Source organism: Paenibacillus ginsengihumi DSM 21568, from assembly GCF_000380965.1.
GTDB lineage: Bacteria > Bacillota > Bacilli > Paenibacillales > NBRC-103111 > Paenibacillus_G > Paenibacillus_G ginsengihumi.
The window spans coordinates 1-24,810 of sequence record NZ_KB905600.1; the positions used below are offsets into that span (position 1 = coordinate 1).

The window sequence follows — 24,810 nt, forward strand, 5'->3', positions numbered from 1 at the left end:
CGGCAGCGGCGGCAGCCACGCGGCGACGGCGGCAGCCCACGCGGCAGCCCACGCGGCGACGGCGGCAGCCCACGCGGCAGCGGCGGCAGCCACGCGGCGACGGCGGCAGCCCACGCGGCGACGGCGGCAGCCACGCGGCGACGGCGGCAGCCCACGCGGCAGCCCACGCGGCGGCGGCGTCAGCGCAGCAGGCGCAGCCTGCGCAGCAGCGCCAGCGGCCGGGCCGCGCGCGGGCCGAGGCGCTCCAGCTCGGCGGCGCTGACGACGCCGAGCGCGCCGAGCGCGGCCGCGTAGGCGCACGCGCCGACGGCGACGCCGCCGAGCGCCACGGCCGCCGCGCAGGCCCGCGCCGGCAGCGCCGGCAGCAGCGCCAGCGCCGCCGCCGGGATGCCGCGCATCGCGGCCAGCAGCGCCAGCGTCATGAAACCGGCTGCGAGCAGCGGTTTCATGACGCTGGCGGCGCGGCCGCCGGCGGCGGGCCCGGCGCCGCTGCGGCGCAGCGCGTGCGCCAGCGCGAGGCCGCCCGCGCAGGCGTAGGCGGCGACGGCGGCCCATGCGGCGCCGTCGATGCCAAGGCGCGGCACGAGCGCGGCGTTCGCGCCGGCCTTGAGGCCTGCGGCGAGCAGCAGATACAGCGCCGGCGCGAACACCGCGCCGAGCCCCTGCAGCACGCTCGAGCCGGCAATATTCACCGCCGAGAAGAAGGCGGTGAAGGCCAAAATCACCATCGCCGACGTGCCCTCCGCGGTGTTGTAGAACATCACGTTCATCGGCCTGGCCAACACGGCCAAGCCGATGGAAGCAGCCAGGCCGATCAAGGCGACCCACTTGATCGACGCGGCGGCCCGCAGCCGGATCGCCGCCCGGTCTTCCCGGCGCAGCGCCTCCGCCATCGCCGGCACCAGCGCGGCCGAGACGGCGGAGACGATCATCGTCACGAGCTGGACGAGCGGTAGCCCGTGGTTGTACAGGCCGAATTGGTACATGGCGCCGTGATCGTCATAACCGCGGCTTAGCAGAAGACGCGGGATGGTGAAGGAATCGACGAGCGTCAGAACGGGCATGGCGATCGAGCCGAGACATACCGGCAGCGCATAGACCGCCAGGCGGCGAATCATGCGCGCATCCTCCCGCCAGCCTGTGCGGGGCCAGCGGCGGCAAGTGCCCGTGCCCGCGCGGCCCCGGCCGGCCCGACTCCGGCCATACCACAGCATATAGCCAAGGCCGGCGGCGGCGCCCACCACGGAGCCGAACGTCGCTCCGGCGGCAATATACTCGTAGCCGTATCCCCAGCGCAGCAGCAGCACCAGCAGCAGGAACATGACCGCCACGCGAACCGTCTGTTCGATGACTTGCGACCAGGCGGTCGGCGCCATATTGTGATATCCCTGGTAATAGCCTCTTAAGCCGCTGAGTCCCGGCACAATCAGCAGGGCGAACGATATGCTGCGTATGGCAGGGGCCGTCTGCGCCGCGCCGATCCACGAAGCGATGCGATCCGCGCCCAGATACAGCAGCAGGAAGGCCCCTGTGCCGGTCGCCGCCAGCAGCATGACGGACGCCCGCAGCACGTGCTGGGCCTTGTCGTCCCTTCCTTCCGCCGCGTACTCGGCCACGAACTTCGCGACGACCAGCGGAAACCCGGCCGTCGCCATAAACAAGATCAGCATATACAGCGGATATACCGCATTATAGACGCCGAAGGCGGCTTCGCCCGCCATATTCTGAAAAGGGATTTTCTGCAGCGTGCCGATCAGCTTCGAGACGACGGCAGCCAGTCCCAGAATCGCCGCGCCCTTCAGCAGCGCAGGCCCCGCAGCGGTCGCCTCCGGCGCGGCCGCATCCCGGCCCTGCCGGCCTGGCGGCTCGTCTGCGCCGCTGCGCGCCTCGGGCGCTGCGCCACGCTCTCCCTCGATGGATGTTCGCATGCTGTTCCCTTCATTCCCTGGTCATTGCCCACATTATACCGCATGAACTGGAGTTTGCCAAAAAACAGCGCCATGCCAAGCCAAAAAAGCCTCCTCTCCGCTCTCCCCACGGAAGGAGATTGGACCAGGAAGCTTCCTTTGACATGGCGATGCTATAAAGCCTATTCCCATTCCACCCTGCATGAAATGCCGGCAGCAGCCGAAGCTTATTGTTCCATCTGCTTGGCCAGAAAGCCGGCAGCCGTCTCCGCCATCTTCAGCTCCATCTGACCCATCTTGACGCTGTCGTCCTTGCTGATCAGGATCACGGAGCCGATCGGATCCCCGCCGGCGACGATCGGCGCGATCACGTAAGAAGAATAAGTGTCCGTCATGTCCTTGCAAATTTCGAATTGGCCGGGACTGGTTTCGAGCGACGACTTCCGGTTCTCCATACACTGCTCGACCAGGCCGCCGATCTGCTTCTCCAGATAGTCCTTCTTCGATCCGCCCGCTACCGCAATAATCGTGTCGCGATCGGATATCATCGTAATATGATTGGTGCTCTCGTACAGCGATTCCGCATATTCCTTGGCAAAATCACCCAGTTCGCCGATCGGAGAATATTTTTTAAGAATGACTTCTCCGTCGCGGTCGACAAAAATTTCGAGCGGGTCCCCTTCCCGAATTCTAAGCGTGCGGCGAATCTCTTTCGGAATTACGACCCTGCCGAGATCGTCAATACGGCGAACGATTCCAGTAGCTTTCATATTTCTTGATGCCTCGCTTTCCATGAAGAGTTTTTGACGACTGGAGATCCATTGTATCAAATGGTGGGAATTGACTGACCATAGTATTGTTCTATTCCTGACGGCTTATTCATCTGCTGCCAAGGGAGACGGCTCCCCAAACTATGTATCCTGCCGCCGCTGTTTTCATTATGTCCAATTATAAGAAAAGAAAACAGGGCACCAATATGGTACCCTGTGGCAATTCGATTATTGGCTTCCTTCCGCCGGCGCGCCGTCTGCAGGCGGCGTGCTTGCCGGCGGCGTTTCCCCGTCTGCAGCTGGCGCCGTTTGCTCGCTCGGAGGCGTCTGCTGCGGCTTCGGCAGCTTGTTCGTCTCAATGAGCGACGGGAGCTCGTTATTGTGGAACTCGTACATCGACCATTCGGCGGCTTCCGCTTTGAGCTGCGGCTTCACCTCGTCCAACGTCTTCGTTCGGCGGGATTCGACTTTCATCACATGATAGCCGTAGGCAGTCTCCACCGGATCGCTGATCGTGTTGAGCGGCAGCGTAGCCGCCGCATCCCTGAATTCCGGAACCCAATTGGTGATGTCCACGTTCTCGTACTTGCCGCCCTCATCCCTGGAGCCGGGATCGTCGGAATAATCCTTCGCCAGCGCGGCGAAATCGCCGCCGGCTTCCAGCTTCCCCTTCACCTCGTTGGCCCGCTTGAGCGCCTCCTCCTTGCTGCGGGTCTCCTGACCTGTCGCCGGATCGCTCGTCCCGATCAAAATATGGCTGACGGTCGCGGTGACGAAAGCGTGCGGATCATTCGCCAGCTGCTCGTCGTAAGCTTTTTGAATTTGTTCATCCGTCACATTCGCTTCCGCCGCGCTGAACGCCTGCACGGTTCGTCCAATGAAATCTTTAAGGTCCTGCTCGGTCAAGCCCGCCGTCTCCAACTGGCCGGCAAATCCGCCCTCCTGCAGGTCCAGGATCGACTTCAGCTGGTCCATCTGCTCCGTCGTCTTCTCCTCCGCCTCGGCCTTCGCCTTGTCGTCTGCGCGGGAAGCGAGCACCTTGAACGTCAAATACTGATTCATCATATCCTGCTGAAAAGCCGGATCATCCTTGAACTGAGCGTATTCCTTATAGAAAAACAGGTTCACGTCGATAAACTTGTCGAACTCGGCGCGGGTTACTTGCCCGCCGTCCTTATATGTTACGATCACTTCGTCCCCTGCGGAAGCCTCGCCGCCATCCTTTTGCTTGTTCCCGCAGCCTGCGGCTACAAGGGCCAACGACAGCATTAGCGCTACAAGAGCCGTAAGCCCTCTTCGTCCAGTATTCGGTTTATTTCGCCACATCCTGCAGCTCTCCCTTCGATTTCAGCGCACGCTTGTATTGTACCAGAAATCTTTCCAGCAAATCGATGGATTCTTCTGGCTTCAGGCCTTTTCCTTTGACCTCGATCACAATCTGGGGGCCGCCGATCAGCTTGATCCGGTTCTCGAATTCGCCCGCCAGCTTAAACAGCTTCTGCCCGTCCAAAGTGCCGTTCTTATCCGGATGAATGCGAATATCGAAGTCCGTCCCCTTCTGAGAGATGGCCTCGATCGCATACATCGCGCCGTATACCTTCAATCGCGCTACCGTCAGGAGATTCAATACGGCCTGCGGCAAATCGCCGAACCGGTCGACCAGCTCGTCATGAAGCTCCGCAGCCTCATCCAGCGTCTTGATCGCGGCTACTTTTTTGTAGATCTCGATTTTTTGCACGCTGTCGTATATATAATCGCCGGGAATGTAAGCATCGATCGAAATGTCAATCTGCGTCGACCACGCCGGGGCCTTGTCATCCTGTTCTGCTCCGACGCCGAGCTTCTTCTTGCGCTGCGCAATTTCCTCGGCCAGCATCTGCGAGTACAGGTCAAAGCCGACGGACGCGATAAAGCCGTGCTGCTCCGCACCGAGCAGGTTGCCCGCGCCGCGGATGGACAGGTCCCTCATGGCAATTTTAAACCCTGATCCAAGTTCTGTAAACTCTTTTATGGCCGCCAGCCGCTTTTCCGCCACCTCGTTCAGCACTTTGTCCTTTTGATACGTGAAATAGGCATAGGCAATGCGGTTGGAACGCCCGACCCGGCCTCTGAGCTGATACAGCTGGGACAGGCCCATTTTGTCGGCATCGTGCACGATCAAGGTGTTGACGTTCGGGATATCCACGCCGGTCTCGATAATGCTGGTGCTGACCAGGACGTCGTATTCCCCGTCGAGAAAATCGAGGATCGCCTTCTCCAGCTCCTGCTCCGACATTTGGCCGTGAGCGACCGTCACCCGCGCGTCCGGCACGAGAGCGGAAATTTGCTCTGCGATCTGATGAATGCCCTGCACCCGGTTGTACAGGTAGTAGACCTGGCCTTCCCGCGCCAGCTCACGTTCGATCACTTCGCGCACGAGGCCAAAGCTGTGCTCGACGATGTACGTCTGCACCGGGAAGCGGTTCTCCGGCGGCGTCTCGATGACGGACAGGTCGCGCACGCCGAGCATGGACATGTGCAGCGTCCGCGGAATCGGCGTCGCCGTCAAGGTCAGCACATCGACGTTCGTCTTGAGCCGCTTGAGCTTCTCTTTATGGGACACGCCAAACCGCTGCTCCTCGTCGACAATGAGCAGGCCGAGATCCTTGAACACGAGATCCTTGGACAGCAGCCGGTGCGTGCCGATGACGATGTCGACCGTGCCGTTCTTCACGCCTTTGATCGTCTCGTTCTGCTCCTTGCGGGAGCGGAAGCGGCTGAGCACCTGGATGTTGAACGGATAGCCCGAGAAGCGCTCCCTGAACGTCTCATAATGCTGCTGCGCCAAAATCGTCGTCGGCACGAGCACCGCCACCTGCTTGTTATCGATCGCCGCCTTGAAGGCGGCCCGGATGGCGACCTCCGTCTTGCCGTAGCCGACGTCGCCGCACAATAGCCGGTCCATCGGACGGGGCCGTTCCATATCCCGCTTGATCTCCTCGATGGCGCGGAGCTGGTCCGGCGTCTCCTCATACGGGAACATCCCCTCGAATTCCTGCTGATAGACCGTATCCGGGGTGAAAGCGTAGCCAGGGGTCGCCTCCCGCTCCGCATACAGCTTGATCAAATCGTCGGCAATATCCTGCACCGAAGAGCGAACCTTGCTCTTGACGCGGTTCCAGTCCGCTCCGCCAAGCTTGTATACCTTCGGCTCCTTGCCTTCTTCGGCGCCGACATATTTCTGGATCAGATCGATCTGCTCGATCGGCACCGACAGCTTGTCGCCCCCGGCATACATGATATGGAGATAATCCTTGTGAATGCCGCCCACCTCGAGCGTGCCGATGCCGACGAATTTGCCGATACCGTGATTGACGTGGACGACATAATCGCCGACCTTCAGCTCCTGGTAGCTTTTGATGCGCTCAGCGTTCTCGATTTTTTTGTCCACCTTGCGCGCCTTGCGCTGCTTCTGGGTGAACATCTCGCCTTCGGTGATGACGACAAGCCGAATGCCCGGCAGCTCGAAGCCGGTCTGCAGGTTGCCTTCGACGATCTCCGGCTCTTCGATGCGGTAATCTCCGAGCACGCGGCGCACCCGCTCGGCCCGCTCGTCGCCCCCCGTCAAAATGACGACCCGCGCGCCCGATTTTTTCCAGCGCTCCATTTCGCTCTTCAGCACATTCATCTGCCCGTGGAAGTTCTGCATGGAACGGGACATGAAATTGACGATATTTTGCGGCTGCGTGCCCGGAACCTGGCGCAGGAAGAGCGAGACGAACAGCGTGGGGTACGGCTGGCGGTGCATGAGCGCTTCATACGGCTTGGACAAGGTCAAGGCCGGCATACCTTTGCCGTCGGCCAGCGCCATCGTCATCCATTCGGCCTCGTCCTTCTCCAATTGCTTGGCGGTCTCGATCAGCCGCGCCGGCTCGTCGGCCACGAGCACCGAATCCTCCGGCATGTAATCCATCAGCGTCTGCCGTTCCGGGTACAGCAATCCCGTATATTTGAAGATGCCTTGAAAATGCTGCCCCTCGCGCAGCAGCTCCAGCTCATGCCCGATGCCTTCCAGCAGCTTCTCCTTGGCCAGGCGGTCGGTCATTTTCTCCAGCTGCGCCTGCAGCAGCTCGAAAGCGTGCTGGGCCGCCGATTGTAAACGCTTGCGGTCGGCGATGATTTCGCGGCAGGGCGTAATCGTCAGCCTATCGACCTTATCGATGGAGCGCTGATCGGCCGGGTCGAACGTCCGGATCGAATCGACCTCGTCGTCGAACAGCTCGATCCGAAACGGATAGGGCGACGTCAGCGGGAACAGGTCGACGATGCCGCCGCGGACGCTGAGCTCCCCTTTGTTCTCGACCCGTTCCACGCGCTCGTAGCCGAGCTCGATCAGCCGGGAAATCCAATCGTCCAGCTGGATCGTCTCCCCCGCCTCAATCCGCACCTGCGACTCAAGCATCACTTCCGGATTCGGGAGGATGCGCCGGATGCCGGCATAGGGCACGACGACAACGCCGCGGAATCCGCCAGCCAGCTTGGACAGAGCGTCGATGCGGCGAGCGAGCAGCTCCGGACTGGCCACGGCCGCTTCTGCCGCCATGAGCTCCTGCGCCGGAAACAGCAGCACCCGGTCTCCCGGCAGGCATTCGACGAGATCATCGTATATTTTTTGCGCGGAGAACAGATTGTGCGTTACAACAAACAGCGGCCGCTCCAGCTCTTGATGCAGCGCCGCAAGCATGACTTGCCGCGACGAGCCGGACAACCCGGCGACCAGCTGCTCCCTCATCCCCGAACGAATTCCGGCCGCTACGCTCTGAAAGTCGGAATCCGCGGAGAATGCCTGAATGATTGCCTGCAAAACAGGACACCCCTCTCACCCACATAACACATAAAAAGCCTCGAGCATATCCGCCCAGGCTGCGTCGTTATTGCAAAGCGCGTAAGCTCTGCCGCCCTGGCCGACGCCGGGCGCCCGAGGCGCCGGGCCACCCGATGAGCGTCGGTCTAGGGCATCGGAATGGATATCGTTTCTGGCCCTTAAGGGCCGCATTATTGCAACGGACTGGTTAACAACGAAAGCTCAGGATTCGCATCCAGCGCTTCCTTGCAGTAATCGCATACGACCTTCACGATGACATCTCCGTTCAGGTTATACGATATTATATCTCTCCGTTCATCCGGGGTCAAGAAATGAAACCCGAGCCGGAATTCGCTGACTTCTCCCTGACTGATCTCCCCGATCGGGGTTTGACAGTGGCGGCATATGTATTTGACGGACATATGAGAGCCTCCTTCGCATGGCATGATACTCTCATTATGACCATCCAGAGCAATTTTTAGCCTTGCTTGATGCCGTTAAGTCCTGAATCAGCCGTTGAATTTGGCCATCGTTTTCTCGAACGGGTTCGTCAGCAGATGCTCCATCGCCTCGCTCGTCTTGTCGAGCACCTCCGGCAGCCGCCCGAATTCTTCTTTGGAAAAAGCGTGCAGCACGTAACCGGCGATATCGCTGCCCGGGGCCGGCCGGGAAATGCCCATGCGGATTCGGTTGAACGTCTGGGTGCCGAGATGCTGAATGGCCGATTTGATCCCGTTGTGGCCGCCGGCGCTTCCCTGATAGCGGAGGCGGATGCTGCCGAACGCCGTGTCGAGATCGTCGTACACAACGACCAGATCCTCGATGGGCGCTTTATAGTAATCCATGAATGCGCGGATGGATTCCCCCGAAAGATTCATATACGTCATCGGCTTCAGCAGGTACACCTTGTGGCCTGCGACGTGCCCTTCGCCCAGCAAGCCCTTGCATTTGCTCTGCGTAATGGCGATGCCGTGCTTGTCCGCAAAGCGGTCGAGCGCCATGAACCCGATATTGTGCCGGGTGTGCTCGTACTGCTTGCCCGGATTGCCTAATCCGACGAACCATTTCATGCTGCCTTCGCTCCTTCCGGCCCCCGGCCGTCCAATGAAAAAATTCGACTTGTATTATATCAAAAAATGCGGAGCGAAGCCAAAAATGTTCCGGCAAGCAAAAAAGAGCCGTGCCGCCCGCGCGGCAAGCCCTTTCCGATTCTCGGGATTACACGGTTTCTCCGGCCGCCTCTCCCTTTTTCTCGAATTCGCCTTCCACCTTCGCCGCCAGTTCGGCATTCTGCTCCTCCGGCTCCGCTTCCTTTTGCGGCAGCAAAATCGTGACCAGCACCTCCGTCGGCTCGGCCTTGACCTCGACTCCCGCAGGAACCGACAGATCCTGCACCAGGAAGCTGCTGCCGATCTCCAGGCTGCCGACATCCACGGCAATGGCGTCCGGAATTTGCTGCGGGAGACAGCGAATATCGATCTCGTGATGCAAAATCTGCATGATGCCGCCCGCCTTCACGCCTGCCGGCTCGCCGGTAAACTCCAGGCGAACCGTCGTATTGACCGGCTCGTCCATATTAATTTGACGGAAATCGACATGCAGCAATTCCCGGTTCATGATATCGCGCTGAATCTCCGCGACCATAACCGGCTGCTTGCCTGCCGCCGGCACGTCCATTTCAATAATCGCGTGCGGGCTCATCTTGAGCAGCGCCAGCAGCTCCTTCTGATCGATCGCAATGGGCGTTTCCTTTATCTTTTTGCCGTATACGACGCCGGGCACCATCCCCTGCTTGCGCAGCCGGTTGCGGCTTCCCTTCGTCAAGCCGGTGCGAGCCTCGGCCTTAAGACTTGCGTTGGCAGCCATCGTGAACAACCTCCTCATCGAAATGGGTTCCTGCTGAAAATCAGGCAGCTTCTTCTAATTGTACCCATGATGAGAAGGTTCAAAACGTCAAGAGGGCGAAAGCTTGGGACCGGTCGTCCCGCTTTCGCCCTCGTCTCGCTCTTTACTGCTGCTCCCTTTGCTGCTCTCTTTGCTGTTTCTTGGCGGCAAATTTCCCGCGCAGCTTCTCCGCATAGCCCGGCTTGTTGACCTGGCGCTCGCGGGCGATCGCCATATCGTTCGCCTCGACGTTGTGCGTAATCGTCGAGCCTGCAACGACATAGGCGCCCTGGCCGATTTTTACCGGCGCGATCAGGTTGACGTTGCTGCCGATGAAGGCATCGTCCCCCACCTCGGTGAGCTGCTTGTTGAAGCCGTCGTAATTGACGGTGATGGCGCCGCAGCCGAAATTGACATTGCGGCCGATGACCGCATCGCCGATATAGCTCAGATGCGACACCTTCACATCATCACCCAGCCTCGCGTTCTTAATCTCGACGAAATCGCCGATCTTGACGTTCGCACCAAGATCCGCGCCCGGCCGCAAATAGGCAAACGGTCCGACCGACGTGCCGGGGCCGACGATCGCCCCTTGCAGGACGGAATGCTTCACGGCGACGTTATCCGCCAGCTTGCTGTCGGCAATGTCGGCATTCGGCCCGATGGTGCAGCCTTCGCCGATGACCGTCGCCCCTCTGAGCACCGTGCCCGGGTACACGATCGTATCGCTGCCGATCACGACATCCGCCTCGATGTAGGTGGAAGCCGGATCGATGATGGTGACGCCAGCGAGCATATGGCGGCGGTTAATGCGCTGCTTCATCGCCTGCTCCGCCTGGGCCAAGGCAACCCGGTCGTTGACGCCGATCGATTCCGTCGCTTCTTGCAGGCAGAAGCCTTCCACAATCTCGCCTTGTCCCGCCAAAATGCCGATCACGTCGGTGATGTAATATTCCTGCTGGGCGTTGTCGTTCTTCACCTCGGCCAGCGCCGCGAACAGTTTCTGATTGTCGAAGCAATACGTGCCTGTGTTGATTTCCTTAATTAACCGTTCGTTCTCGCTGCAATCCTTCTCCTCCACGACCCGGCTCACGAAGCCGCGCTCATCCCGGACGATGCGCCCGTACCCGTGGGGGTTATCCAGCAACGCCGTCAGCATCGTCGCCGCGGCGCCCTTCTCCTGGTGCAGCCGAATCATGCTCTGCAGCGTCTCCTCCGAGACGAGCGGCGTATCGCCGCAAATGACGACGGTAATGCCCTCTTCCTCGCCCAGCAGCTCCCTGGCCTGCAGCACGGCGTGCCCGGTGCCGAGCTGCTGCTCCTGCAGCGCATATTCCGCGCGATCGCCCAAGTATGCTTTGACGGCGTCGGCGCCGTGACCGACGATGACGACGCGGCGGGCCGCATCGATGCTTTCAAGCGCCGAAACGACATGGCCGACCATCGGCTTGCCGCAAACCTTATGAAGCACTTTATACAGTTTGGATTTCATCCGTTTGCCTTGCCCTGCGGCAAGAACGATCCCCATGATCTTCAATGCGGTTCCTCTCCTTACTTCAATACTTCGGTTGACGAAGCGCTCCCTGCCATTCAATATAGCTTACTTGCGGTCAAAAGAAAAGAGAGCCCGAATCCAGGCCCTCCGTCCGTCACTCATGAAAAATCGGCGAATTACGCCCCTTCTTCGATAACCTCTTCTTCCGTTGCGGCGCGTTCGTATTCGGCAAGAACCGCTGCCTGAATCTTTTCGCGCGTCGAAGAAGAAATCGGGTGAGCGATATCTCTAAACTCTCCGTCTGGCGTGCGCTTGCTCGGCATCGCAACGAACATCCCGTTGTTCCCATCGATCACGCGAATGTCATGAACAACGAATTCGTTGTCGATGGTAATGGAAGCAATGGCTTTCATTCTGCCTTCGGAGTTAACTCGGCGAAGTCTGACGTCAGTAATTTGCAATTTGTGTTCACCACCTTTTTCCATTTCACAGACTTAAGCTATAAATTCCACATTTTAGTACAAAATCCTTCTTTGCAAACGAATTTTTTATGCAATTTTATAAATTCTTTATAAATTTTAAATTATTCGACATTTAACGCCGCAATAAGCTCTATTTCGACAAGAACATCCTTCGGCAAGCGCGCCACTTCCACGGTCGAGCGCGCCGGCTTATGATCGCCGAAATACGACGCATAGATCTCGTTGATTTTGCCGAACTGGTCCATATCTTTGATGAATACGGTTGCTTTGATCACATCGCTGAAGTCGGCTCCGGCCTCGGCCAGCACCGCCCGCAAGTTGCGGAACACCTGATGCGTCTGTTCCTCCACGCCGCCGGAGACGACCTGGCCGTCCAGGCCGAGCGGGATTTGCCCCGAGGTAAACAGCAGATTGTGGAAACGGACCGCCTGAGCGTAAGGCCCGATGGCGGCAGGTGCTTGATTCGTTGCGATTGTCGTCAGTTTGGTCATGATACGTTCACTCCTCGTCAGATATATCGTTTTGAAAATAGTTGCCAGGTTCAGCCGTAACCGTTCGCGTCTTCGGATCGACCGAAGACAGCTTGGCCAGGGACACGTAATCGTCCACCAGGTGCTCTTCGACCTCGCCGGATTCGACGAAGACGCCCACGCCCTGAACCGTTGCCTTGAATTCCTTGAGCAAATCCATCATACCGTGAATCGTTCCGCCCATACGCATAAAATCGTCGATGATCAGCACCCTCGACTCTTCCTTGAGCGCCCGCCGCGACAGCGACATCGTCTGAATTCGCTTGTTCGAGCCGGAGACGTAGTTGATGCTGACCGCCGAGCCTTCCGTAACCTTGTTGTCCCGGCGCACGATCACAACAGGCAGGTTCAGGAAAGAGGCCGTGGAATAGGCAAGCGGAATGCCTTTGGTCTCCACCGTCATGACGACGTCAATCTCTTTGTCGGCGAACACCGACGCGAACATTTTCCCCACTTCATTCAAAATCATTGGCTGCCCCATAATATCGGACATATACAAATATCCGCCCGGCAAAATACGGTCCGGCTGCTCGAGCTGAGTGCACAATTGCTGAATGAATTGAAGGGATTGCGCCCTGGATACCTTCGGAATGAACTTGACGCCGCCCGCGGCTCCGGCCAATGTCTGCAGCTCTCCCAGCTTCTCTTCCTCGAACACTTCCTTGATGATCGCCAAATCTTCGCTGATGGACGATTTGGCCGAATTGTAGCGTTCAGCGAACGTTGTCAAGGGAATCAGCGTATGGGGGCGGAACAGCAAGTATTGGGTCATCTCGACCAATCTTGCGCTTCGTTTTAATTTTTTCATAGTGCGTTCCCCCTCAGCCTAATCATTGAGCCTATGCAAAAGGCCAAAAAAACCGAATATTATAATGAAAATATATCATTTTTATACGTATTTATTCAAGTAGCATCATGAAAATTATTTTGACATTAACCTGACATATTTCTGCCGCCAAAACAAGCCGAACCGCTTGAACCACCGCTCGCGTACACGTCCCCCAGCCCCATGCGTACAAAAACCCGCCGATGCGGCGGGCTCAGCTGGCCATAGATAGGCTTGGGCGCTTCCGTCGTAGCTAAGTCAACAGCCTGACCGCGTAGACGTCTTTGCAAAATCCGCGCAGGCCGTTGTAGATTCTCGCCACTTTGGCTTCCTTCGAGACGAGGCCGAACACCGTCGGCCCGCTGCCCGACATAAGCACGCCTTCGGCTCCCATGCGGAGCATGCATTCCTTCAGCTGCCGGACTTCCGGATAAAGCTCCATCGTCACTCCTTCCAGCACATTGCCGAGCTCCTGGCACAGCAGGTCGAACCGCTTCAGCCGAATCGCCTCGACAACCCGCTCTGTCGACGGGCGGCGGCGAATGCTGCGTACGTTCAGCTTGCCGTACACCTCCGCCGTCGACACGTTGATCGGCGGCTTGGCCAGCACGACCCAGCACTGCGGCGGCGATTCGATCGGCTCCAGCTTCTCTCCCCGGCCCCGGGCGACGGCCGTCCCCCCGGTCACGCAGAACGGCACGTCCGAGCCGAGCTCGGCTCCGAGCCGCTGCAGCTCATCCGCCGGAATGTTGAGCCGCCACAGCCTGTTCAGCCCTCTCAGCGTAGCCGCAGCATCGCTGCTGCCTCCCGCAAGCCCGGCAGCTACCGGAATATGTTTGTCCAAATGTATGTAAACGCCTTGCCTTACATCGTAACGCTCCTTGATCAGCTTGGCGGCCTGGAAGGCGAGATTTTTCTCGTCCAGAGGAATATAGCCCGCCTGACTGGAGATGATGACGGTATCCCGAGGCAGCTCCTGCATCTCGATCCTGTCCGCCAGATCGACCATGGTCATTACCATTTCCACTTCATGAAAGCCGTCCTCCCGCTTATATAACACATCCAAGGACAAGTTGATTTTGGCCGGAGCTTTCTCATACACCTTCATACAGACACCTCTTTGCAGCCGTACGTGGTTTACGATCCGTCATTAAACCACTGTACCCCTTATACTATACCAAAAACGCGACAAAAAAAAGCTAGGGCCGTTATCCGGCTCTAGCTGCCTTCGTGCGGAGTCTCTTTCGGCTGTCTGCGCTCAGCTTCCGTATGGGGACGGGACATGCCGCAAGCCCTGCTGGAGCGCTGCGCCGGCCTCGGCTGTCCCCTGCGGCAGACCGGCCTGAACGGCCGTCGCCGGCAGCGGATATGCCGCCGTGGAACCGAAGGTCGGGGCGGTCTGCCCGTATCGCCCGGCAGCAGCCGGAACAGGGGCGCTGGCTTGCGGCGCAGATGCAGGAACATATGCGTGCGGAGTTTGAGCCTGCTGGAACCCGCCGTATCCGTACGCGGGCGGATGAGGCTGCGCCTGCGGCTGAACGGAGCCAGGCTGCGGGCCGGCCTGCCCTTGATGGCGAGTTAGCGCCTGCTGCGCAATCTGGATAGCCCGCTTCACCATATTGCCCGCATCCTTGGTACGAATGCCGCCCCAGCCTTCCTTCTGCACGGTCTCGTAAAAGCCGAGATCCTTCGCAAGCTCGTATTTGAATGCCTCCGACATGACTCCTCGCCTGCTGCGTCTGGACATTCGAACAGCCTCCTTGACGGTAAGATACGTTTAGTATGCTTAGCTTGGAGGCGGCTCATGCACGAGAAGCAGGGAAGCCATAAGCGGCCGGCCTCTCCGATTCCTTTAAGGCCGACCGCTTATGCGGCTTTATTGCTGTATAGTGATGCGCATTTCACCTTCATCGTTGCATACCGTAACTTCCACGGACTCCGTCAAAATATCTGCATAGCTGTAGGAGACCCGCTTGAACGACTGCTGCTCCTGATCCAGCTTGACAATAAACACGGAAGGGTAGGTTTCCTCAAGAATACCGGAGCGTTCGATCGTCTTTCGCCGACCGCCGTTCGCTCTCAGCATAATCTTCTGTCCGACATGAGGCTCCAAACTACGTTTGATCTCCAATAGCGAATTTTTTGCCATTGACCACTACCACCTCTTTCCTTCTAAATTATAACGCAATAAGGGTAGTATGTCAATTTAAGCGAAATATTATATCAGCCTGACAATCCTGTTGTCAACGGGTATTCTCCTTATTTTATCCGCTTTTGCCTCAACGTCTTCAATAAACCGTTCACACAATTGTCATAATTCCCAAAAAAAGAAAAGCACCTTTCGGTGCTTAGCGGGGTATAGCATCGGTCATTTTGGGCACGCCCCTGCGGAAGCTTCCGCGCGATTCGATACCGCCGATCCCTTCCAGCCCGCTGTGCGTCAGCCCGATCACGTCCACGATGTTGACTACATCCTTGATAGGCGTGAAAGCAACCTTGGACGCAATGCACAGCGGATCGAGCGCGTGAATCAGCACTCTGCCCGGCGAGCTGGCAAAATTGGCGCCCGCCGTCAGCAAAGCTTCAAAATGCGATTGGCATGCTCCGGCGATGATCGTCAGAGCATCTTTGTTCTTCTCGTATTGTCTTGCCATATGGACAGCATTCACGAAATTATGTGAGTTTTTGTAGCTGTTCAGGTGAGCGGCGCCGCCCGGTTGGCGCTGCTTCACAATGCCATCGTGGCCCGTAATGACGACGATGTCCGGGCGAATTCGCGGCAGCAGCCGGTATAAGGCGTCCGCCATATTGGCCTCCGGCACATAGTAGCCTTCAGCGGGAACCTTGAGTACCCCATAGAGGCTCATGCATTTGCGCAAATAGGAAGGGTCCCCGTCCAAGTGCAGCACTTTGCCGGGCATATCGAAATAGGCTGCGCGAATGACTTCTTTGGAGGCAGCCGGTTTTTCCTGCACCGAAGAAGCGGAGGTTTGCCCCGTCGCGGGCCCCCGCTGAGCCTGGCGTCTCAGGTTGTGTATCCATCTAGGCTCGGGCACGTGATTGTGCGCGGTGAAGTCGGCTTCCCGGACGAATTTAAGGTCATGCAGCGGCGCATCGGCCAACAGGCGCATTTCGACCCCGCGCAGAACAGCCTGCTGTCTTCCAAACTCTTGTATCTTAAATACGATGTCTCCGCCGTATGACTTGCGAATGACCAAATCCCCCTGCCTCATGCTGCATCGCCTCCCCGTCTATCCTATGGCGGGCATGGGCGTTTGGTGCCAGTACGGCTTGGCCATTCTCATAGCGTTCGACTCGATTCGAGGCAAAGCACCTAGCCCAGCACGCGGGCCAACTCGCGGCTTAGGCGGGCGAACTCCTCGATGCTCAGCGTCTCTCCGCGGCGGCTTGCCTCAATCCCGGCCGCCTTAAGCGCCACTTCCAGCTTTCCCTTCGTTTCCTTGGTGAAAAAGCGCCCCGCCAAATTGTTGGCGATCGTCTTCCGCCGCTGCGCGAACGACGCCTGCACGACAGCGAAGAAGAACGCTTCGTCATCGACGGCGGCCGCTGGCTGCTGTCTTACCTTCAGCTTGATAACGGCCGAATCTACGTTCGGCTGCGGGATAAATACCGTATTCGGCACGATCGTCACAAGCTCCGGCTCGCAGTAATACTGCACGGCGATGCTCAGGCTGCCGTAATCTTTGCCGCCCGGCTTTGCCGCCATGCGGTCGGCGACCTCCTTTTGTATCATGACAACGATATGCTCCAGCGGCAGCCTGCTCTCCAGAAGCTTCATTATAATAGGCGTCGTTACGTAATAAGGCAAGTTCGCCACCACGCTGACGCTGGAGCAGCCCTTGAACCGCTCCTCGACCAGCTTGTCCAGCGGCAGCTTCAGCACGTCGCCATGGACGACCTCCGCGTTCGGAAAAGCTTGCAGCGTCTCGCCCAGCATAGGCAGCAGCCGCTGATCGATTTCGATCGCGACAACCCGTCCGGCTGCCTTGGCCAGCTGCTGGGTCAGCGCGCCGATGCCCGGCCCGATCTCCAGCGCTCCTTTGCTCTTGTCGAGCTCCGCCGCGGCGACGATTTTATGCAAAATGTTGTGATCGATCAAAAAATTTTGCCCAAGACTCTTCTTGAGCGTGAAGCCGTAACGCTGCATCAGCGCCTTCGTCCGCCGGGGCGAGGCGATATCCTCCTGCTCCCGCCCCCCGGCAGCCAGGCCGCTGGCCGCATCCAACGATAGGCGCGATGAACCTTGCTCGTCTGTCATAGCTCCGCCTTCCCTTCCGCATCGTTATCCAGGCGCTTTCTGGCATCCATAAATTCTTCCCGGGAAATCTTAAACATCCGGCAGCGGTTATAGAACTGCTTGCCGTTGCAGTACCCGATGCCGAGCAGCCACCCCATGGCGAGCCTGCGTGCCGCTGCTTGCGGATGGACAATCAGCCCCGCTTCCATCAGATCGCTCCAGCCGATCTCCGATTCCTCCGCCTGGCAATCGGTCCGCACCCGCTCCAATGCTTGCCGGATCGCGTCCGGGGACGCATTCTCGATGCCGATATCGCCGTTGCGGGTCGCTTCTTCCTGCGGCAAGAATGCATGCTTGCACCCGGGAACGCGGGCCGCGATAATTTTGCGAATCCGTTCTCCGGCATGGTCGGGGTCTGTCAGCACGATGACGCCGCGGCGCTGCTGCGCCAGACGAATCCGCTGCAGCACCTCGTCGTTAATCGCCGAGCCTCCCGTCTCGATCGTCTCCGCTTCAACCGCCCGCTTGACGGCTGTCGTATCGTCCTTGCCCTCTACTACGATGACCTCTTTAATCACTGTCGGAACGCTTCCCTTCTGCGGCTGCTGTAAGCGGGCAAGGAGCGCAAAAAGAAGAGGGGTCTTCCAGCGCCTTGGCTTGGACTCCCTCTTCTTTCCTGCCTTTAACCGCATATCTATTTACAGGTTGCCCTTATCTTCTGCTCTTTAGTCTGCGCTCGGCTTGGTCGGCCCGATCACATATACGGTATATCCGCGCTTGGAGCCGAATCGCTTGGCGTAATCCTTGCTCTCGAAATATACATCAATGACATTGCCCTTCACGGCGCCGCCCGTGTCCTCGGCCCGGCGGAAGCCAAGCCCGTCAATATATACCCACCATCCCAGCGGAATAACCTTCGGATCGACGGCAATCGTCCGCCCTTCCGTAACCTTCGTCCCGGAAGCGGTAATTCCGTATTGCGGGTGATCCTCGCTCTTCCCTGTCGAGGAGGCATCTGCTGTATATGCCGTCAGCTTCACATTATTCAAAACTTGCTTATACGCGAATTTCACGCCGGATTTGACCAGCTCGTCGACATTCGGCGAAGAGGCCGACAAGATCGTCACCGGATTTTTGGTGCCGATGGCCACAATTTTGTTCACGCTCGGTTCTTTGACCTTCTCTTCGACGATCTGCTCGGATACGAGCTCCCCGTCCTCGAATACCTTCTCTTTGGTCTTGACCAAAGTGCCTTCCTTGCCTTCCTGAACAACCAGTTCCTTGCCCTTCAGCAGCTTCGGATCGTTCATCGTCTCAGTCTGAAATGCGATCGTCTCGCTGATTTCCTCGCGTTCCTTCTTGACTCGCACAATCTTAATCGATTCATTGCCGGTAAGCGCCGTATCCAGCGGCGGCTGAATCTTATCGTGTTCGCCGAGCGATATGCCCACATCCTCCAGCGCATCCTCTACCGTCCTGCCGACCGTATGCACCGTCCGCGTAACGCCGTCCGCCGACACCGTTAAGGGAAGCGCCCTGTTGATATCGATGCGGTCGCCTGTCTGGACAGTATAGTTCATCGCGTGGGAAATGCGGTCATGCTCGTTTACGGTAATCCCTTGATCTTCAAGTACGTTTTTGAGCACCCAATGCTTCGTCTCGACTGTCGTTTCCTTCCCGTCGATTACAATGGACAGCTTCTTGGCTGCCGTACCGTACAGCATCATCAAGAACATGAAAGTAATAGCGAATGAAACGAATAAAACTATGGATATCAAACGCAAGTTTTCATGCTTCCAACGCAATGCGTAGGACATGCTGGATGATCGTCTTACATGGGATTGCTGTCGTTCCACAACGCCCACTTGTTCGGTCCTCCTTCAAAGCCCCGCCGTCGAGTGTCATGCATGATAAATCTGACGCGACTATGGTAAATTATTGTGTTATGACGATTGACCGACCTCTCCGCTTGCATGCTTCGGAATCGCTTGCCCTTCGGATATCCACCCCCTCCGGAACTCATTGTATGAATCGGCTCGGACGAATATCCCGTTGAACGAGGAAACCAACACAAAAAGCCATCGAGAAGAGGACCTCCCCGATGACTTGTACGCATTCGAACTTAACAGTCCAATGGCAGCCAACGACAATGTGTACCTCTCTCTTCACGCTTACGAGGTTAGCTGACGGATTCGGGCTTGAGAGTCGCCCTACTCGGAAGCAGCGTCGGCTGCCCCTCGATTCACCCCGCGCGAGGCCGATGTCCTGAACATCAGCGGCCTGGCTTTCGCTTCTTACGGTTCCCCCGTTTCCCTGTTCGGAAACTCAGCGATTATGGAAAATGGTAATCGTTATGAAGTTATTATTGAGTTTACGATGGGAGCAAGGGAATTGTAAAGTATACAAACTCGGATAAAAAGGGCGGTTTCCCGCTTTATTTGAGATTTTTCATCCTTTTCATGAAAACAAACGGTCTTTCTCTCATTCAAATGCACGATCGTTCATTATTTCTCGAATTATCGCCATTTGGATAAAAAAAGGATTGTCCAATCTGCCGTTAAAATCTAAATTTAGACGCCGATCAAAACCGAATTCTTCGGCCCGCTCGTCCTCTTCAGGCATAGAAATATTTAGTAAAAAAGCTTCAAATTCACAAGAAAAGACGCCTATGACGAGCGATTCCTTCCTCTACAGTCATCGCCTTCAAGATTGAAAATTTGGGCGTTTGGATACCTCCAAATTTTCAAGATAAACCGAACAATTTGGTGGCATTGTCCGTAGTGACCTGCGCCAGCTCGTCGAAGGAAATGCCCTTAATTTCGGCCGCTGCTTCGGCGACAAGCTTCACGTGAGCAGACTCATTGCGCTTGCCCCTGAACGGATGCGGCGTCAAATAGGGCGCGTCGGTCTCGATCAGCAGGCGCTCCATCGGCACGCGGGAGAGCACTTCCTTCGGCTGCCTGGCATTTTTGAAAGTGATCGGGCCCCCGAACGAAATGTAGAAGTTCATGTCGAGACACAGCTTCGCCGTTTCCCAGCTGCCTGAGAAGCAGTGCATCACGCCGCCGACGTCGGCCGCCTTCTCTTCGCGAAGCACCTGAACGATGTCCTGATGGGCGTCCCGGTTGTGAATGACGATGGGCATGCCCAGCTTGCGCGCCAGGCGAATTTGCTCGCGGAACACCTTCATCTGCACATCTTTGGGAGAGGTGTCCCAATAGTAGTCGAGCCCGATCTCACCGATCGCAACGACCTTCTCGTGGCGGCAGAGCGATTCGATCCAGTCGAGATCGTCCGCTGTCATGAAGGCGGCATCCGTCGGATGCCAGCCAACGGTGGAATAAATAAAATCGTGCTGCTCAGCCAGCGCGATCGAGCCTGGAATCGTCTCGCGATTAAAGCCGATATTGATAATTCGACCAATTCCGTGTTCCCGGGCGCGCCGAATCACATCCTGTCGATCATCATCGAATGCGCGCACGTTCAAATGTGCATGAGAATCAATCAGCATCGCAGATCACACCCCTTATATTGGAAGAAATAGATCATTCTTCATCAAGCCAGGCCCGCAGCTCGGCATCGAGCTCGGCGCGGTGCCTCTCCAGAAGCTCCGCAGGGTAATACAAATGATATTTGCCCATGTGAATGCCGCTGATGGAACGGACGATTTCGGACTTGCGGGAAATTTCCGTGAGCGTATCCTTGTCGTCTAATATCAGAATAGGCAGCTTTTCGTCCTGTTCGCCGGGCCGATACACATCATACGAAAGATCGGACGGAAAATCAATTTCGAGGTAATACGCCGGGTCGATGCCCCGTTCCTGCATGAAGCCGCGAAGCCGGTCGAGCTGACGGACGTCCACCCGCTCCAGGGTGACATATTTGAACAATTTGCGCTGAAGAAATCGGGTGCACAGGTCGGCCAGAATCGGATCGTCCTCGCAAGCCCATTGCATGAAGACGGTTTGCATGAGCGATTCGTCCAGTAAGTAGTGGTCGCGGAGCGTCAATTTGCGCAAAAACAGATTCGTCAGCGGCGGAAGCCAAAACCGGAAAGAAAATCCTTCCTCGAACAGTTGCTTCGCCCGCTGCACGATTTTGTGCAAAATCACTTCGGCGCTGCGCGTGACCGGATGAAAATAAATTTGCCAATACATCTGGTACCTTGACATCAAATAATCTTCAACTGCGTGCATTCCGCTCTCCTTCACGACAATGTGGCCTTTATACGGACGCAGCACCCGCAAGATGCGCTCCAGATCGAAAGTTCCATAATTGACTCCCGTGAAGTAGGCGTCTCTTAATAAATAATCCATTCGGTCGGCATCCATTTGGCTGGAAACCATGCTCACGACGATTTCCCGATGATAGGTTTTGGCAATGACGTCGGCAACCTGTTGCGGAAAGGAGGGCGATACGCGGCGCAGCACGCGATGGATCTCCGTATCGCCAAGGACAATCCGGCGGGACCATTCCTCATGATGATTGCCGAACGCTTTCTCGATCGAATGCGAGAAAGGCCCGTGTCCGACGTCGTGCAGCAAAGCGGCGCACAAGCACAGCAGCCGTTCTTCCTTCGGCCAATCCTCATACCGGTTGCGTTCGAATTGCGAAATAATTTTACGGGTCACCTCATAAACGCCGAGCGAATGGGAGAACCGGCTGTGCTCCGCCCCGTGAAACGTAAGATAGCAGGTGCCGAGTTGCCGCACCCGGCGCAGGCGCTGAAATTCCTTGGTGTTGATCAAATCCCAAACGGTTTGATCCTGCACGTAAATGTATTTATGTACCGGGTCCTTGAACACTTTCTCCTCCTGCAAAGGACGGGACATAGCAAATCCTCCTTATCGCTCGCAAAATTAGGCTTAGCCTTACAAAAATAATGTCGCATAATGTCGATATACCTGTTTTTTTCGGGGTAACAAGCCTGCCATTTATTGCTCATTCTTCAAATTGCCGCGCCGGCGAACCGGCCGGACGCAACGAATGTTTTCGGCGGTCTGCGGCCTAGTTCCATGATACTCGAGGTAGCATATACGTTTGCGGATCATAGCACATATCATTTGTTAAGCTGCCATAAACTAGAATGAAAAATCGCGAAATTCATGTTGACTATTTTGGGAATGGTTGGTATTATAAGAAGTAAGAATTATGTCGAATCATGACGATTAATTTCAACTACTCATGGAGAGGGGAACCCATTATGATGAAATCCACAGGCATTGTTAGAAAGGTCGACGAGCTCGGCCGCGTCGTTATTCCGATCGAGCTGCGCAGAACGCTGGGCATTGGCGAGAAAGACGCTTTGGAAATTTATGTAGACGGCGAGCGGATCATGCTGAAGAAATACGAGCCCGCCTGCATCTTCTGTGGCAACGCCGAGAACGTCTCTTATTTCAAAGGAAAAATTGTTTGTCATGAATGCATTTCTGAAATGCCAATACCTGTGACAAAATAAAAAAAATAGGTTATAATAAAGCTAGCAGTTCTTACTAAGGTAATTCTAACCTTTTCATATCTCCTCTATATCCCGTGCCGCGGTTGCCCAGCGGTTCCGGGTATTTTTTTTCTACGCCGATTGTCCGCCCCGCGTCCTCGCATTTTTTCTGTATGTCACAAAAAAATTTGGAGCTTCCTACATGCTGCGGTGCAGCTCATTGTACAGCTCCCGTTTCGGTATGCCGCGATCCTGCGCTGCGCTCCTGAGCGCCTCCTTGTGCGCGAGCCCCTGCGCCTCGTAATGGGCGACGTGCTCCCGCGGAGTGAGCTTCCGCCACCAGGCCGATTGCTCCGACGGCTCATCGCCAGCCGCCTCCGCCCCGCCGAGCACGACCACATATTCCCCTTGGGGAGCGGTTCGCTCCAGCCAGTCCACGCATTCCCCGAGCGTCCCCCTTGCCGCTTCCTCATATCTTTTGGTCAGCTCGCGGACAAGCGCGACTTCCCTCTCCGCGCCGAGAATCTCGGCGGCCAGGCGAAGCGTCTTCTGCAGACGGTGCGGAGCCTCGTACAGCAGCACGGTTCCCTTCTCCCGCTTCAGCGCCTCGAGCTCGCGGACAAGCGATTTCCGGTCGCGGGACAGGAAACCGACAAACGTAAACCGTTCGGTCGGCAGCCCGGATATGATCAGGGCCGACAAGGCGGCATTCGCTCCCGGAATCGGGACGACATCGATCCCGGCGCGAATGGCATCCCTTACGAGATCCGCCCCGGGATCGCTGATCGCCGGGAGGCCGGCATCGCTGACCAGCGCGACGGAATCGCCTGCTTCCAGCAGGCGGATCAGCTCCGGTCCGCTCGCCTGCTTGTTATGCTCATGGTAGCTGACCAGCCTTGTCGCTATGTCGAAATGGGTCAGCAGCTTGCGGGTTTGCCGCGTATCCTCAGCGGCGATCCACTGCACCTCGCGCAGCACGCGCACCGCCCGAAAAGTCATATCCTCCAAATTGCCGATCGGCGTTCCGACAAGATACAGCTTGCCGGCCGTCTTACCGTCATCCTGATAGCTTTTTTGTATGTTCAATGCGAATCTCCCTCGTCGTCGGCCACCGCTGCCGTTTGTGCAAACTGGGCCGCTATATGGATTATCGAAAATCGTTCAGTTGCGCCTCTTGCCCGTAATAGACCTTCATCAATTCCTCCGTATACTGTGTGCCGCTCTTATATACGATCAGCGGCGGGAGCAGGCGAATCTCCGGCTTTCCGTCGCGCAGCGCTTCGACCAGCACGATATTGGCCTCGGCGTCGGCGCGGGGATGGACGAACCGCACGCGCTTGGGCTCCAGCCGATATTGTCTCAGCATCGCGAGAATGTCGGCCAGCCGGCTCGGACGGTGCACCATGGCAACGCGGCCTCCGCTTTTGACGAGGCGGCTGCACGCCTTGACGACATCCTCCAGCGTGCAGAGCACTTCATGCCGCGCGGCGGCAACATGTTCATTGACATTCTGATCTCCGCTCGGCACCGGAAGGTATGGGGGATTTACAGTGACCAGATCGAACCCGCCCGCCGGAAGCTCGCCGTGAGTCTCCTTGAGGTCTCCGCATACGATCCGGATTTGCTCTTGCAATCCGTTCATCTGCACATTGCGCCTGGCCATATCCGCCAGCCTTTCCTGAATCTCCAGGCCGACGATCTTCGCCGCCTTCGTTCGCGTCGTCATTAGCAGCGGGATGACGCCGTTGCCGGAGCACAGGTCGGCGATTCGGCCGCGCAAGGGCACGGAGCAAAATCTCGCCAGCAGCACGGCGTCCAGCGAAAAGCTGAATACTTCGCTGCTCTGAATAATTTTTAGATCATGCGTCAACAGATCGTCGATCCGTTCGCTTTCCTTTAAGGTTACATCCATGCTGTCTTGCATTCCTTCCTTATCTTACCATTCGTTTTGACTTCAAAAAAACCGCAAGAAGAAATTCTTCCTACGGCATCATTTTCATTTATTCAAAAATGACATGCAGAACAGACAATCGCCTTCCATACGCAGATGTCCGTAATACACATTGCATATATGAAAGCCTTCGTGATAGATGCGGGCCAGGTTGTCGTACCCTTCGCCGATCGGCTCTTTAACCTGCGCTCCCGCGGCATGCTGCGGCACTGCGGCGGACACAGCCGCATCTTTCTTGAGCAGCTTCCGCAGCTGCTGGTTCTCTATGCTCAGGCGCTTGTTTTCTTCCAATATCTCAATCAGCTGCCGCTTGACTTGTCCCAGCTCGCTGTACAGCTGACCCATCTGCTCTTCCATTTGATCGATTTGTACGAAAATGTCCCTTTTATCCACGCGTTCACCTCGAAATAAGGCAGCTTACGTCCTT

The 24,810-nt window shown here is 57.0% G+C and carries 23 protein-coding genes, 1 pseudogene and 1 riboswitch; of the genes and pseudogenes, 1 reads left to right on the forward strand and 23 read right to left on the reverse strand.

The genetic code is table 11. The features are described 5' to 3' along the window. Window positions 1-179: 179 nt before the first annotated feature. From F591_RS0120455 to F591_RS0120550, 20 genes and pseudogenes are all read right to left on the reverse strand, one after another. Window positions 180-1,928: a polysaccharide biosynthesis protein gene (locus F591_RS0120455; RefSeq protein WP_019536482.1), complete on the reverse strand. Its 1,749-nt coding sequence runs from the start codon at window positions 1,926-1,928 to the stop codon at window positions 180-182. A gap of 206 nt (window positions 1,929-2,134) precedes the next feature. After that, the gene (gene spoVT / locus F591_RS0120460) at window positions 2,135-2,677 is read right to left on the reverse strand and encodes a stage V sporulation protein T (RefSeq protein WP_019536483.1); all 543 of its coding nucleotides are present in this window, start codon (window positions 2,675-2,677) and stop codon (window positions 2,135-2,137) included. A gap of 228 nt (window positions 2,678-2,905) precedes the next feature. Beyond that, entirely contained in the window at window positions 2,906-4,003 is a 1,098-nt protein-coding gene (locus F591_RS28590; protein ID WP_051109228.1) for a peptidylprolyl isomerase, read from the reverse strand. Further along, window positions 3,990-7,520 (reverse strand): transcription-repair coupling factor, encoded by a 3,531-nt coding sequence (gene mfd / locus F591_RS0120470; RefSeq protein WP_019536485.1) that lies wholly within the window; start codon window positions 7,518-7,520, stop codon window positions 3,990-3,992. The genes F591_RS28590 and mfd overlap by 14 nt, the downstream gene beginning before the upstream one ends. Window positions 7,521-7,711: 191 nt before the next feature. Then, window positions 7,712-7,942, reverse strand: coding sequence for an anti-sigma-F factor Fin (gene fin, locus F591_RS0120475; RefSeq protein WP_019536486.1), 231 nt, complete (start codon window positions 7,940-7,942; stop codon window positions 7,712-7,714). An 87-nt stretch (window positions 7,943-8,029) separates the two neighbouring features. Beyond that, the gene (pth, locus tag F591_RS0120480) at window positions 8,030-8,590 is read right to left on the reverse strand and encodes an aminoacyl-tRNA hydrolase (protein ID WP_019536487.1); all 561 of its coding nucleotides are present in this window, start codon (window positions 8,588-8,590) and stop codon (window positions 8,030-8,032) included. 148 nt (window positions 8,591-8,738) lie between these two features. After that, complete coding sequence (locus F591_RS0120485; RefSeq protein ID WP_019536488.1) at window positions 8,739-9,386, reverse strand: 50S ribosomal protein L25; 648 nt, start codon at window positions 9,384-9,386, stop codon at window positions 8,739-8,741. A gap of 142 nt (window positions 9,387-9,528) precedes the next feature. After that, the gene (gene glmU / locus F591_RS0120490; protein ID WP_019536489.1) at window positions 9,529-10,941 is read right to left on the reverse strand and encodes a bifunctional UDP-N-acetylglucosamine diphosphorylase/glucosamine-1-phosphate N-acetyltransferase GlmU; all 1,413 of its coding nucleotides are present in this window, start codon (window positions 10,939-10,941) and stop codon (window positions 9,529-9,531) included. 134 nt (window positions 10,942-11,075) lie between these two features. After that, entirely contained in the window at window positions 11,076-11,360 is a 285-nt protein-coding gene (spoVG, locus tag F591_RS0120495) for a septation regulator SpoVG (protein WP_010501706.1), read from the reverse strand. A 122-nt stretch (window positions 11,361-11,482) separates the two neighbouring features. Continuing rightward, window positions 11,483-11,872, reverse strand: a complete 390-nt coding sequence (locus F591_RS0120500; RefSeq protein ID WP_019536490.1) for a RidA family protein — start codon at window positions 11,870-11,872, stop codon at window positions 11,483-11,485. 7 nt (window positions 11,873-11,879) lie between these two features. Then, window positions 11,880-12,719, reverse strand: a complete 840-nt coding sequence (gene purR, locus F591_RS0120505) for a pur operon repressor (RefSeq protein WP_019536491.1) — start codon at window positions 12,717-12,719, stop codon at window positions 11,880-11,882. Between the two features lie 271 nt (window positions 12,720-12,990). Next, the gene (gene ispE / locus F591_RS0120510) at window positions 12,991-13,845 is read right to left on the reverse strand and encodes a 4-(cytidine 5'-diphospho)-2-C-methyl-D-erythritol kinase (protein WP_019536492.1); all 855 of its coding nucleotides are present in this window, start codon (window positions 13,843-13,845) and stop codon (window positions 12,991-12,993) included. Between the two features lie 465 nt (window positions 13,846-14,310). Further along, window positions 14,311-14,484: pseudogene (locus F591_RS31640) on the reverse strand (small, acid-soluble spore protein, alpha/beta type); the annotation flags it as partial. Between the two features lie 129 nt (window positions 14,485-14,613). Further along, window positions 14,614-14,886, reverse strand: a complete 273-nt coding sequence (gene veg, locus F591_RS0120520) for a biofilm formation stimulator Veg (protein WP_019536494.1) — start codon at window positions 14,884-14,886, stop codon at window positions 14,614-14,616. A 199-nt stretch (window positions 14,887-15,085) separates the two neighbouring features. Next, a complete protein-coding gene (gene yabG / locus F591_RS0120525; protein WP_019536495.1) occupies window positions 15,086-15,970 on the reverse strand; it encodes a sporulation peptidase YabG in 885 nt (294 codons plus the stop codon). Window positions 15,971-16,071: 101 nt separating this feature from the next. Next, entirely contained in the window at window positions 16,072-16,905 is an 834-nt protein-coding gene (gene rsmA, locus F591_RS0120530; protein WP_245581090.1) for a 16S rRNA (adenine(1518)-N(6)/adenine(1519)-N(6))-dimethyltransferase RsmA, read from the reverse strand. A 107-nt stretch (window positions 16,906-17,012) separates the two neighbouring features. Continuing rightward, a complete protein-coding gene (gene rnmV, locus F591_RS0120535) occupies window positions 17,013-17,573 on the reverse strand; it encodes a ribonuclease M5 (RefSeq protein WP_019536497.1) in 561 nt (186 codons plus the stop codon). Between the two features lie 147 nt (window positions 17,574-17,720). After that, complete coding sequence (locus F591_RS0120540; RefSeq protein ID WP_019536498.1) at window positions 17,721-18,812, reverse strand: resuscitation-promoting factor; 1,092 nt, start codon at window positions 18,810-18,812, stop codon at window positions 17,721-17,723. Window positions 18,813-19,147: 335 nt separating this feature from the next. Continuing rightward, a riboswitch (cyclic di-AMP (ydaO/yuaA leader) is annotated at window positions 19,148-19,336 on the reverse strand. Between the two features lie 402 nt (window positions 19,337-19,738). After that, window positions 19,739-20,506: a TatD family hydrolase gene (locus tag F591_RS0120545; RefSeq protein WP_019536499.1), complete on the reverse strand. Its 768-nt coding sequence runs from the start codon at window positions 20,504-20,506 to the stop codon at window positions 19,739-19,741. A 34-nt stretch (window positions 20,507-20,540) separates the two neighbouring features. Then, entirely contained in the window at window positions 20,541-21,827 is a 1,287-nt protein-coding gene (locus tag F591_RS0120550; protein WP_019536500.1) for an HD domain-containing protein, read from the reverse strand. A gap of 371 nt (window positions 21,828-22,198) precedes the next feature. Between F591_RS0120550 and F591_RS0120555 the strand changes: the two genes are divergently transcribed. Then, window positions 22,199-22,453, forward strand: coding sequence for an AbrB/MazE/SpoVT family DNA-binding domain-containing protein (locus F591_RS0120555; protein ID WP_013921256.1), 255 nt, complete (start codon window positions 22,199-22,201; stop codon window positions 22,451-22,453). A gap of 177 nt (window positions 22,454-22,630) precedes the next feature. Here the strand turns inward: F591_RS0120555 and rsmI are convergent, their stop codons facing one another. The 3 genes from rsmI to yabA all read right to left on the reverse strand — a co-directional run bounded on the left by rsmI (window position 22,631) and on the right by yabA (window position 24,776). After that, complete coding sequence (gene rsmI / locus F591_RS0120560; RefSeq protein ID WP_019536501.1) at window positions 22,631-23,518, reverse strand: 16S rRNA (cytidine(1402)-2'-O)-methyltransferase; 888 nt, start codon at window positions 23,516-23,518, stop codon at window positions 22,631-22,633. Window positions 23,519-23,579: 61 nt separating this feature from the next. Then, window positions 23,580-24,344 (reverse strand): tRNA1(Val) (adenine(37)-N6)-methyltransferase, encoded by a 765-nt coding sequence (locus F591_RS0120565; RefSeq protein WP_019536502.1) that lies wholly within the window; start codon window positions 24,342-24,344, stop codon window positions 23,580-23,582. A gap of 84 nt (window positions 24,345-24,428) precedes the next feature. Further along, window positions 24,429-24,776: a DNA replication initiation control protein YabA gene (gene yabA / locus F591_RS0120570; RefSeq protein ID WP_019536503.1), complete on the reverse strand. Its 348-nt coding sequence runs from the start codon at window positions 24,774-24,776 to the stop codon at window positions 24,429-24,431. Window positions 24,777-24,810: the final 34 nt, after the last annotated feature.